Origin of the sequence: Amycolatopsis sp. 3B14 (assembly GCF_050958625.1) — a bacterium.
In the GTDB taxonomy this organism is placed as follows: Bacteria; Actinomycetota; Actinomycetes; order Mycobacteriales; family Pseudonocardiaceae; genus Amycolatopsis_E; species Amycolatopsis_E thermoflava.
In genome coordinates this window covers 1-11,129 of sequence record NZ_JBHZEN010000123.1, presented here as the reverse complement: position 1 = coordinate 11,129, position 11,129 = coordinate 1, and the positions used below count along the sequence as shown (strand labels likewise).

At 71.5% G+C, this 11,129-nt stretch carries 11 protein-coding genes; 4 read left to right on the top strand and 7 right to left on the bottom strand.

Annotated elements, in window-relative coordinates:
- Positions 1–65: 65 nt before the first annotated feature.
- A complete protein-coding gene (locus ACCP09_RS39865) occupies positions 66–1,646 on the bottom strand; it encodes an LppA family lipoprotein (RefSeq protein ID WP_433754275.1) in 1,581 nt (526 codons plus the stop codon).
- A 176-nt stretch (positions 1,647–1,822) separates the two neighbouring features.
- On the opposite strand from ACCP09_RS39865, the gene ACCP09_RS39860 reads away from it, so the two are divergent.
- Positions 1,823–2,224, top strand: a complete 402-nt coding sequence (locus ACCP09_RS39860; protein WP_433754273.1) for a hypothetical protein — start codon at positions 1,823–1,825, stop codon at positions 2,222–2,224.
- A gap of 104 nt (positions 2,225–2,328) precedes the next feature.
- On the opposite strand, the gene ACCP09_RS39855 is transcribed toward ACCP09_RS39860, so the two are convergent.
- From ACCP09_RS39855 to ACCP09_RS39845, 3 genes are all read right to left on the bottom strand, one after another.
- Positions 2,329–2,592: a hypothetical protein gene (locus ACCP09_RS39855; protein WP_433754272.1), complete on the bottom strand. Its 264-nt coding sequence runs from the start codon at positions 2,590–2,592 to the stop codon at positions 2,329–2,331.
- Positions 2,593–2,658: 66 nt separating this feature from the next.
- Positions 2,659–2,889 (bottom strand): DUF3107 domain-containing protein, encoded by a 231-nt coding sequence (locus tag ACCP09_RS39850; protein WP_017986956.1) that lies wholly within the window; start codon positions 2,887–2,889, stop codon positions 2,659–2,661.
- A 43-nt stretch (positions 2,890–2,932) separates the two neighbouring features.
- The gene (locus ACCP09_RS39845; protein WP_027932367.1) at positions 2,933–3,580 is read right to left on the bottom strand and encodes a ferritin-like fold-containing protein; all 648 of its coding nucleotides are present in this window, start codon (positions 3,578–3,580) and stop codon (positions 2,933–2,935) included.
- Positions 3,581–3,918: 338 nt separating this feature from the next.
- Here ACCP09_RS39845 and ACCP09_RS39840 point away from each other — a divergent pair, with 338 nt between their 5' ends.
- Genes ACCP09_RS39840 through ACCP09_RS39830 form a run of 3 tightly spaced genes read left to right on the top strand, consistent with a single transcriptional unit; the run spans position 3,919 to position 7,768 of the window.
- Complete coding sequence (locus ACCP09_RS39840; RefSeq protein ID WP_027932368.1) at positions 3,919–5,538, top strand: DEAD/DEAH box helicase; 1,620 nt, start codon at positions 3,919–3,921, stop codon at positions 5,536–5,538.
- A 47-nt stretch (positions 5,539–5,585) separates the two neighbouring features.
- Positions 5,586–6,941, top strand: coding sequence for an Rv3212 family protein (locus tag ACCP09_RS39835; protein WP_378334748.1), 1,356 nt, complete (start codon positions 5,586–5,588; stop codon positions 6,939–6,941).
- Positions 6,938–7,768 carry an alpha/beta fold hydrolase gene (locus ACCP09_RS39830; RefSeq protein WP_433754268.1) on the top strand — a complete coding sequence of 277 codons (831 nt, stop codon included), beginning with the start codon at positions 6,938–6,940 and terminating at the stop codon, positions 7,766–7,768. The genes ACCP09_RS39835 and ACCP09_RS39830 overlap by 4 nt, the downstream gene beginning before the upstream one ends.
- Here ACCP09_RS39830 and ACCP09_RS39825 read toward each other — a convergent pair.
- The 3 genes from ACCP09_RS39825 to ACCP09_RS39815 form a co-directional block, all read right to left on the bottom strand.
- Positions 7,697–9,661, bottom strand: a complete 1,965-nt coding sequence (locus ACCP09_RS39825; RefSeq protein ID WP_433754266.1) for a M48 family metalloprotease — start codon at positions 9,659–9,661, stop codon at positions 7,697–7,699. The two genes, ACCP09_RS39830 and ACCP09_RS39825, sit on opposite strands and share 72 nt — an antisense overlap.
- Positions 9,662–9,666: 5 nt before the next feature.
- Positions 9,667–10,242 carry a LemA family protein gene (locus tag ACCP09_RS39820; protein ID WP_228684934.1) on the bottom strand — a complete coding sequence of 192 codons (576 nt, stop codon included), beginning with the start codon at positions 10,240–10,242 and terminating at the stop codon, positions 9,667–9,669.
- Positions 10,243–10,367: 125 nt separating this feature from the next.
- Entirely contained in the window at positions 10,368–10,688 is a 321-nt protein-coding gene (locus ACCP09_RS39815) for a hypothetical protein (protein WP_433754264.1), read from the bottom strand.
- Positions 10,689–11,129: the final 441 nt, after the last annotated feature.

Below are 11,129 nucleotides of genomic sequence, written 5' to 3'. Positions count from 1 at the left end.
CGGCATCGGCGGCAACACCCCAGCCAGCCGCGGAACCAACCTCACCAAACAGCACAACTAGGGCGTCACGGGGTGGCCGAGGAGCGCGGGGTGCCGCGCTCCTTGGCCACGGTGTAGAGGTGGCAGCCGGTGGTCGCGCCGAGCAGGGTTCGCTTGGCGGAACCGAAGACCAGCTCACCGCCGTACGCGTCGCTGAACCAGATTTCGATCCCCGTATCCGGGCCGGCGCGCTCGATCTTGATCCGGTCGAAGCCGTTGCGCGCGGCGAAATCGACCACGAGCCGGCGTGCCTCAGACCGGCGGTCCTCCGGGATCTTGACGTCGCTGACCAGGTCGGCGAGGCTTTGCTCGGTCGCATCCCACAGGTGCACGGCGGGGAAGGCTCGCGCGCAACCGTTGAAGTTGCGTACCCCGTCTGCGGCCTCCGTCCACGGCTGCACACCGAACGTGCTGGTCAGCTCGTCCCGGAGCTGGTCCAGCACCAGCCGGTAGCGGGCAACCACCTCCTCCGTGGTGGGCCGCTGCATCAGTTCCTGGAACTGCTGATCGGCATTCATCCCGTTCCTCGTCGTCGGCCCGCCGAGATAACCCGACGGATCGTTACCGCTGCACCCGGACGCCGTGATCACGGCGAGCGCGACCAGTACCGCCGTGCGCCTCAGCACCTTCACCGTGCCTCCGTTATCGCCACCTGTCGGTGTGCCCGCCACGATGGCTTGAATGTTGTACACGCTGGTGCTTTCGGTGCCGTCCGCAAGCACCTCGGTGTACTCACTGTGCCCGTGGGCGGCGACAAGCCGTTGACCATCGGGCGAGATCGCCTCGTGCGTGGACAACTGCTGCATGCCGGGGATGGTCGCGGGGGAGGACCCGTACCGGCCGAGCTGGGGCACGTCGTGCGCGATCGGATCGCCCTCCGCGCTGAGGTTGTACGCATGCCCGCTCGGCACCTGCAAGCTGGACAACTCGTTGTTGAGCCCGACCGGGTTGACCGGCAGGTCCGGCGTGTCGCTGATCCCCGGGGACCCGAAGAAGACCACGTCGTCCACACCGGTGTTGCGTTGAAGGGCGATCCCGGTGGTCAGGGAGCCGTACGAGTGGCCGAGCGCCGTGAGGTGCGGGTCATCCGGACGCGAGGCGTTGATGCCCTCGTTGAACCGGGCGACGGGTACCGCAGGTGGCTCGTAGCCGAGCCATGTCACCGTCGCGACGGAGCCGCCGTCACCGCGAAGGCGCGCCAGCTTCTCAGCCCCGCGTTGCACGTGCTCCATGTCGTTCACATAACCCGCCATATTCTGGTCCACCGCCGAGTTCATGCCCGGTGTGAACACCGCGACGTGCCGGGCGGTGTCGACGTCGCCGTGAGCGATCGCGGCCTTCGCGACCCGGCCGGTCAGGTCCAGCGACAGGAGTTGCCGCTCTGGGTTCACAGTGCCGTCCGGCAGGTGCATCATCGCGTCGATCGCGTCGAGCGAGTCGAGCTTGGCCTGGATGCCCAGGAGCTGCAGCGCCTTCGGCAGGCCCCCATCGCTCTGGGCGAGCACCCGGTCGTACTTCTGCCGCAGGCGGTCGCGTTCCCGGGGGAGCATGGCCAGGTTGGCCTCGTTGCGCGCCCACGCGGCGACCCCGTCCCGGTTGCCGACCAACTCGGGGTGGTCCCGGATGAGAACGAGTTGCTGGTTGCGGGACAGCGACGCCCACCACGCCGCGTTGCGGGCCGGATCCCCGTCCGGTGGTGGCGCCAGAATCGACAGCGACCCAAGGGCGTCACCCGCCGCACCGCCGCTGCCAGCGATGTGCGCGCCGGATCGACGTCGAGCGTGTGGCCGGAGAGGATCCGGTCGAGAACCTGGCAGAAGTCGCTGTCGATGTCCTCGGCCTGCCGCAGCACCTCGCCGACCCGGTCGGCGAGTTCCATAGCCATCGCCGCCCGATCGCGCGCCACCGTCTCCCGCTGGTCCTCCGGAACACCGGCAGGCATACCCGGATCGATGACGGCCCCGTCCTCGCCGATGCGGAACCCGTACCTGGTCGCCAGCGCCTCGGCCTCCTCGACGCCGTGCACCACGCCGGTGATGGCGTCGCCGACATCCCCGATTGCCCGCCGGGCGGCGGCTATCTCCGCCGCCCACTCGTCCAGCAGCCGCGCGATGCGCCGAGCCTCCCGCATGGCCGCCCCCGCCGCCGGGCCCGACCAGCCGTCGGGAACCGCTATGCCGCGTAGATCGTCCGAGCAGGCGGTCAACTCGTTGTACTCGGCGTTGATCAGCCCGACCGCCTGTTGCAGCCGGTCAGGACGCCATCGCACGACCTGCGCCCAGCCGGGCATCAGATCGGCTCCCGCCATCCCTTGGGGCGCGCAGCCGCCGTCAGATCGCGCGCGGCCGCATCATCACTGGAGTGATGAAGCTCGACGGCTTTGCCGATACGCGCCGCGTAACCTGCGAGCAGCTCGCCGGCGGCGCGGCTCCTGCCCTGCCAAACCTGCACCACCGCCGCCAACTTGTCCGCGGCTCGAGCACCCGGCATTCCGGCGTCGCCCGGCGGCAGCGCTCCGGCGGGATCAACGCCCCTGGTGCCGTAACGAGTCACTCACTCTACGAAACGACAAAAGGGGCGTCCACCACCTCGTGGTGAACGCCCCTTACGCGTGAAGACTTACGAGCCGACCGCGAACCCGACCCGGCGCACGTCCGAGGGCGCGATCTCGACGTAGGCGATTCGGTCCGACGGGACCAGGAACTTGCGGCCCTTCTCGTCGGTGAGGCTGAACAGGCCGTCCTCGGTCTTCAGCGCGTCGGCGACCAGCTTCTCGACCTCCTCGGCGGACTGGCCACTGGACACCACCAGCTCACGCGGGGTGTCCTTGATGCCGATCTTGACCTCCACCTGCTACCTCCGACTGGTTCTGCCACGTACTCCACCGCCCAGGCTAGCCCAGCCCGAGCACCTGCATCCGTTTGGTGTGCCCCTGCTGCAACCGGCGGAAGAGCCCGGCGATTCCCGACAGGTCGCCCGAGCCGGACACGATCAGCTCGGCCAGCGGGTCCCGCTCGGCCACCACGTACTGCGCCTGGGTGAGCGCCTCGCCGAGCAGCCGACGCCCCCATAGCGCCAGCTTGTCGCGCGTCTTGGGGTCGGCCTCGATGCCCGCGGCGACCTCCCGCTCGGCGAACGCCGAGTGCCCGGTGTCGGCGAGCACCGTGACCACCAGGTCCTTGGTCTCCGGGTCCAGCCAGCTGCCCACCTCGCGGTAGAGGTCCGCCGCCAGCCCGTCCCCGACGTAGGCCTTGACCAGCGATTCCAGCCACGACCTGGGCGCGGTGGACGCGTGCCAGGCGTCGAACCGGGCCACGAACGGCGCCATCGCGTCCTCGACACGCCTGCCGTGCTCGGCGAGGAATTTCGCCAGCATTTCGTAGTGCCCGATCTCGGCGGCCGCCATCGCCGACAGCGCGGCGCGCCCGGACAGGGTGGGCGCCTTCCGCGCGTCCTCCGCCATCCGGTCGAACGCGGACAATTCGCCGTAGGCGATGACCCCGAGCAGGTCGACGACGCCTTCGCTGATCTCTCGTGTCACGGCCGTGAGCGTACCGCCGTTACGAGGAGACGAATCTAACGTGGACACACCGGGCCGAAATGCCGAGGCCGGGGCCGTACCGGTTACAATTGGACGGGAAAGCTACCGCATCCGCAGTAGCGCGCCCCACCCGAGGCACCCCCGCCTCGACTCGCCGGAGGACGAGCAGACCCCGGGCGCCACTGCGAGCGGCAGGTAATGCGCGTGCACGCCGTCCAGGCATTCCCGGTGGACCTTCCCGCCGGTTGAGTGCCGAATCTCGACCAGGCCGTGCGCGCTGGTAGAGAGAGGCGATCACACTGACCGCGAACATTTCCGACAACAACGAGATCGACCCGGTGGCCCTCGAGCACAGCGAGACGGGCGTCCCGGACACCGACACCTCCCACCCGCTGCAGGCCGACCACGTCGAACCGGCCACCCCGACCTTCGCCGAGCTGGGCGTCCGCCCCGAGATCGTGCGCGCCCTCGCCGAGGCCGGCATCGAGCACACCTTCGCCATCCAGGCCCTCACGCTGCCGCTCGCGCTGGCCGGCGACGACCTGATCGGCCAGGCCCGCACCGGCATGGGCAAGACGCTGGGCTTCGGCGTCCCGCTGCTGCAGCGCGTGGTCTCCCCCGGCGACGGCACCCCGCAGGCCCTGGTGGTCGTCCCGACCCGCGAGCTCTGCCTGCAGGTCACCCGCGACCTCACCGACGCCGGCAAGCACCTGAACGTGCGCACCCTGGCGATCTACGGCGGCCGCCCCTACGAGCAGCAGATCAGCGCCCTGCGCAAGGGCGTCGACGTGGTCGTCGGCACCCCCGGCCGTCTGCTGGACCTGGCCGAGCAGAAGGCGCTGGTCCTCGGCAAGGTCCGCGCGCTGGTGCTGGACGAGGCCGACGAGATGCTCGACCTGGGCTTCCTGCCCGACATCGAGCGCATCCTGGGCATGGTGCCCGACCAGCGGCAGACCATGCTGTTCTCGGCCACGATGCCGGACCCGATCATCAAGCTGGCCCGCACCTTCCTCAACCGCCCGACGCACGTGCGGGCCGAGGAGAACGACTCCAGCGCGGTGCACGAGCGCACCACCCAGTTCGCCTACCGGGCGCACTCGCTCGACAAGCCCGAGCTGATCGCCCGCGTGCTGCAGGCCAAGGACCGCGGGCTGACGATGATCTTCACCCGCACCAAGCGCACCGCGCAGAAGGTGGCCGACGACCTCGCCGAGCGCGGGTTCGCCGCCGCGGCGGTGCACGGCGACCTGGGCCAGGGCGCTCGCGAGCAGGCGCTGCGCGCGTTCCGCTCCGGCAAGGTCGACGTGCTGGTCGCCACCGACGTGGCCGCCCGCGGCATCGACGTCACCGACGTGACGCACGTGATCAACTACCAGACGCCCGAGGACGAGAGCACGTACGTGCACCGCATCGGCCGCACCGGCCGCGCGGGCAAGACCGGCGTCGCGATCACGCTGGTCGACTGGGACGACATGCACCGCTGGCAGGCCATCAACGACGCGCTCAAGCTCGACATGGCCGAGCCGGTCGAGACGTACTCGACGTCGAAGCACCTGTTCAGCGACCTGGACATCCCGGAGGACGCCACCGGGCGGCTGCCGCTGTCCAAGCGCACCCGCGCCGGCCTGGCCGCCGAGCCGGAGGAGCAGATGGGCGGCCGTCGCCGGAGCGGCGGCGCGACCACCCGCAACCGCCGCCGCACCCGCGGCGCCGCGAAGGCCGGCGAAGGCGAGCAGGCCGAGGCGACCGGCGAGCCGTCGGGTGAGGAGCGCCGTCCGCGCCGCCGCACCCGCGGTGGCAAGGCGCTCGGCGACACCTCGGGCCCGGCGGAGAAGGGCCCGACCGAGCGTGAAGGCGGCGAGGCCGCGGAGCGTCCCGCCCGTCGTCGCCGCCGTCGCCGTTCGGGCTCGGCCAGCGCGACGGCGAACACGTCTGATACACCGGGTTCGGCAGACTGAGGCCGACCGGCGCCGCGGGGGCGCCGGCGAACACCGGGAGCAGGAACGTGAGCGAGCCCGAGGCGGGTGGACGGCACCGCCGTCCCGACGGCGGCGAGGTCGCCGGGCCGATCGGCGCGGAGGACGTGCTGGCCGGCGCTCCCGCCCCGGCGCCGGCTCCGGAACGCCCGCGACGCGAGCGGCCGTCCCCGTGGAACCGGCCTCGTGACCGGGTCGTCGCGGTCCTGATCGTCGTCCTGGTGGTCGTCACCGGTGTCGTGATCTGGGCGGGCAGCGCGAGCCGGGCGACCATCCAGGAGACGTCCGCGCCGGGCACTCCCCTGCCGCCCGCGCCGGCGACCGTGCCTGCGACGCTGCGCGAGCTGTGGCAGGCGCCCAGCGACTCGGCCCCGGTCCCGATCGCCGAGGGCACGGCCGTGGCCACCGCGAACGGCGGCGAGATCGCCGGGCGCGACCCGCTCACCGGCGAGGTGCGCTGGCGCTACGCCCGCGACCTGACGTTGTGCACCGCCGCCGAGGCCTGGGGCCGCGTGCTGGCGGTGTACCGCAAGGACGGCGTGAACGGCGAGTCCGGCTGCTCCGAGGTGATCGGGCTCGGCATCGACACGGGCCTGCGCAAGGCGCAGCGCACCGGCAGCGCGCCGCTGGGCACGCGGCTGGTGACCGACGGCAGCCAGGTCACCGCGACCGGGCCGGAGCTGCTCGTGACCTGGCGGGACGACCTCGTCGAGACCAACGAGTACGGCAAGGTCCCCGCGCTGGTGAACCCGAACAAGCAGCCGCGAACGGGCTGCACGTACGGGTCGGTCGCGATGGCGTCGGGCCGGCTCGGCGTGATCGAGCGCTGCCCCGGCGACCCCGGCGACCGGCTGACGGTGATGAAGTCCGTGCCCAAGGAGTCGGACGAGCCACAGGTGTCGTTCAGCACCATCGTGGCCGGGCACAACGCGAAGCTGGTCGCGATGTCCGGTGATCACACGGCGGTCGCGTTGCCGGACCAGAGGCTGCTGGTGCTGTACGACGCCGACGGCGAGCAGACCGCGGCCTACCCGCTGGACCTGCCCGCGTCCGACCTGGCGCAGGACCCGGCCGGGCTGGCGCCGGTCACGTCGACGACGTCGGCGAACGTGTACTGGTTCACCGGTTCGAAGATGATGGCGCTGTCCCGGGACAACCTGACTCCACTGTGGACGTTGAACAGCGCGCTGGGTCCCGGGATCACCTTCGCGCACCAGCTGGTGGTGCCCATCCAGGGTGGACTGGCGGTGCTGAACGAGTCGGACGGGTCGACGATCCGCACGATCGCGGTGGACCGGCACGGCTACACCGGGCCGGTGCGTCTGGCCGCCCTGGGGCCGGTGCTGCTCGAACAGCGCGGGAACACGCTGGTCGCGTTGTCGTGACGGCCCAGCTGACCCCGCACGGGGCGGAGAAGGTGCGCCTGCGGGGCCTGGCCGCGCTGCGCACGACCGCTCCGGCGAAGGCCACCGCCGTACTGGTGCCCGGGTACACCGGGTCCAAAGAGGACTTCGCGCCGTTGCTGGATGGCTTGGCGGAGGGCGGTTTCCGCGCGGTCGCGATCGACCTGCCGGGCCAGTTCGAGTCGCCGGGCCCGTCGGACGAGGACGCTTACCTGCCGTCCGCGCTGGGTGCCGTGGTGGCGGGGCTGATCTCGGACATCGACGGGCCGGTGGTGCTACTGGGCCATTCGTTCGGCGGTTTGGTGGCGCGGGCGGCGGTGCTGGCGGGCACGCCGGTCGCGGGGTTGACGTTGCTGGACAGCGGACCGGGCGAGTTGCCGGCGGGTGCCCGGCGGGATGCGCTCGGGGTTGGCGAGCCGGTGTTGCGGCAGGCCGGGCTGGACGAGGTGTACCGGGTGCGGGAGCAGGTGAGCGCGCGGTCGCCGCTGTGGGCCACGGTGCCCGCGGACCTGAAGGACTTCCTGCGACTGCGTTTCCTGGCCTCGAGCCCGGCCGGGCTGCTCGGAATGGCGCGGGGCTTGCGCACCGAACCGGACCGGGTGGACGAACTGGCCGCGTCGGGCGTGCCGACCCTGGTGGTGGCGGGCGAACTCGACGATGCGTGGAGCGTGCCGTGCCAGCGCGAGATGGCGGCCCGGCTGGGCGCTCCGTTCGAGGTCATCCCGGGCGCGGCGCACTCACCGAACACCGAAAACCCCGCTGCTTTGCTGCGGGTGCTGCTGGCCGCGTGGCGGGAGTGGCTGGCCTAGTCCCACCGTCGCGAGTGGCGGCAGCGGGCAGTGCACCATGGCGCACACCGTCCGGAGGAGCTCGCTTTCGGCGACGCCCAGCACCCCGTCGTTCGTGATCACGGTGGTGAGCCCGTCCACCAGCAGCGCCTTGTCCGGACCGGGCAGGCCGTCGAGCACGGGCCATGCTGCGTCCAACGCCTGCCAGGCCTGACCCGGCGGCTGGAAGGGGATCGGCGCGCCGGGCAACACCCGTGCCAGACCTGCTCGGAACGCGGCCGCGGCCGCCGCCGGGTCGCGGTGTCCCACCGCGGCCACCACGGCGAACAGCGCGGCTACCGAGGGCGCGGCCTGCCGCAGCGACGTCCGCCTGACCGGCCACGGCGGCCGGTGGTGCGCCGCCTCGGACAGGTCGCGGACGAGCAGAGCGGACAGGCAGTACTCGAAGACGTCCACCTTCCCGTCGATGCGGACGAGTTCGTGCAGCACGGCGGCAACGGCCTGGAGCTCCTGCCGCGGCCGCTGGCGCAGCGCGGGGAAGGCCAGTTCCGTGAGCGGCAGGCGCACCGCGGGGTCGAGCCCCCGGAGGGCGTCACCCTCGCGCCAGGCCGCGTCGGCGAGCGGCCTGCCCAGCCGGGCCGTGAGCAGCTGGTGCTGCCCGGTCCGGATCTGCGGGTGCCCCGACAGCAACAACCCGAGGATCACGGGCACGACGGAGTCGGCTCGCCGAGCCCGCGCCTGCACGTCCTCGGGGATGCAGCGGAGCAGACCACCGGCATGACCGAAGGAACCAGCCGCCGGATTGCCGATGGACGCGACGACCGCGTCCGCTGGTGCGCGGACCGGGCCGGGCGCTGGTGCCGCAGCCGTGGTGAGGCCCAGCGCGCGGTCTTCGTCCATCCCGGACGGCGGTGCCGCCGCCCACCGCGAGCTCAGCTGGTCCAGCTCCCGCGGATCGAAGGCAGGATCGAGCAGCTGGATGCGCCGCACCAGCGGCGGGTGGGTGGCGAACAGGGACGAGAACTTGCGGCTCTCCCCGAAAAGCATGTGGCTCACGTCCTCGGCCTTCGCGGTGTGCAGCCGCGAGCCTGCGGGCAGGCCGGCGATCTTCTTCAGCGCGCCCGCGAGCCCCTCGGTCTGCCGGGTGAACTGCACGGCCGATGCGTCGGCGAGGAATTCCCGTTGCCGGGACACGCCCGCCTTGATGAGCCTGCCGATGACGACGCCGACGTATCCGGCGATGACCGCGACCAGGGCTGGGAGGACCAGCGGGCCCAGGCTGCCGGCTTGGCGCCTGCCGCCTCCCCTGGGCAGCAGGATCCTGCCGAGGAGCGCAAGCCCGAGAATTCCGGTGAGCACACCCATCAGCCGGATGTTCAGGCGCATGTCGCCGTTGACGACGTGGCTGAACTCGTGGGCGATGACGCCCTGCAGTTCGTCGCGGCTGAGCCGGTCGAGAGCACCCTGGGTGACCGCGATGGCCGCGTCCCCCGGTGTCCAGCCTGCGGCGAAGGCGTTGATGCCCGGCTCGTTCGGCAGCACGTACAGCTGCGGAACCGGCATGCCGGAGGCGATCGCGATCTCCTCGACCACGTTGCGCAACCGGCGCAGGTTCGGGTCAGGCGTGTCCGGCGAGACCGGCACCCCGCCGAGGCTCGTGGCCACCTTCCCGCCGCCGCCCCGGCGCAGCAGCAGGGTCCGGATCCACGAGGTGAGACCGATGACGAGCACGGTCAGCACCCCGGCGACGACCAGGATCCGCACGGCGGAGCCGGCCTGCCGCTCCCACAGCCGGAAACCGGCCCAGACCGCGAAGTCGACGAGCGCAACGATCACCACGACGGCGAGTGTGAACAGCCACACCAGCCGCGCCGAGGCCCGGCGCACTTCCAGTTGTCGTTCGAAGAAGTTCATCGGTGTCAGAAGGAGATCCGCGGAACCTCGCGCTGTTCGGGCGAGTCGATCTCCAGGAGCGCGGCCGGGGTGAACCCGAACGCCCCCGCGATCACATTGCCGGGAAACACTTCGCGCTTGGTGTTGTAGGCCATGACCGAGTCGTTGTAGCCCTGGCGCGCGAAGGCCACGCGGTTCTCGGTGGAGGTCAGTTCCTCGGACAGCTGCATCATGTTCTGGTTGGCCTTGAGGTCCGGGTAGGACTCGGACAGCGCGAGGAGCCGGCCCAGCGTCTGCGTCAGCACCTGCTCGGCGCCCGCGAGCTGGTTCATGGCAGCGGGGTCGCCCGGGTTGCCGCGCGCAACCTGCTGCGCGTTGACCGCGCCGCCGCGGGCCGCGATCACGGCCTCGAGCGTCTGCCGCTCGTGCCGGAGGTAACCCTTCGCTGTTTCGACCAGGTTCGGGATCAGGTCGTGCCGGCGGGTCAGCTGTACGTCGATCTGCGCGAAGGCGTTCTGGTACGCGTTACGCCGCTTGACCAGCCCGTTGTAGACCCCGATCGTCCCGATGGCGAGCGCCAGCAGCACGACGACCAAGATCACGATCGCCACGATCACCCCAGTACCCCTTTACGTTGAACGCTGTTTCGCCGAACGATAAGGGTCCTGGGCCGGCCGTGGAGCGAGTTCGCGAAGATCGGGGAGAATGTACCCTTGAGGGTGAGCGGCTAGGCCCACCAGAAGGTCCACAGCGCGGTGGCGACGATCGCGAGCACCACCAGCCCGGCGACTCCGGCAACCGGGCCGTTCTTCCGGTCCGCGAGGCGCTGCACGAAGAGGGCGAGCACGGCGGCGACCGGGTGGGCGATCATCGGCGTGGCGCCCGGGCCGGGTACGTCGAGGAAGGCGCACAGCAGCCCGGCTCCCAGCACGAGCACAGCGAGCGCGACGAGCCCTGCCGCGAGTGAGCCGGTGCACCCGCGCCACCAGCGAGCCGGCCGGCTCCGGGCGCGCACCGGGGCGAGCGCCAGCTCCTCGGTGTCCGTCATGTCGTCGCTCACCTTGTTCCCACTCCTCGGCCAGGCTCCAGCACCGAGAATTCCACCACGACGGCGACGGGCAGAAGGATACCCACCCGCGGCGGGGATTCCGGCTGCCACATCGCGCCCGGCGTGCCGTTCGACCAGCGCTAACGCGCGCGCGGCACGCACCAGCAGAGCTCCGCCGGCGATGCCGGCCCCTGGTGGCGCAGGGTTACTCCCGGCCGCCGGGCCCCGCACCGTCACAAATCACCGACCGCGAACCACGGGTTCCGGCCAGCCACCACGCCCGAAGCAGCACTGCGAAGAGCCCCATGACGCCAGCCTCAGCCCCCGATGCAGCCCCAACGGAGCCGGCAACCCCACGACCTCACCACCAGCACAGCCCAACCACCCGGGCACTCCGCCCACCAGCGCAGCTCCACCACCCAGCACCCGCCACCACCGCAG

Bases quoted from the DNA above. Each gene is read 5' to 3' on its own strand.
- ACCP09_RS39815 (WP_433754264.1), bottom strand. From the start codon at position 10,688: ATGACGGACACCGAGGAGCTGGCGCTCGCCCCGGTGCGCGCCCGGAGC.
- ACCP09_RS39825 (WP_433754266.1), bottom strand. From the start codon at position 9,661: ATGAACTTCTTCGAACGACAACTGGAAGTGCGCCGGGCCTCGGCGCGG.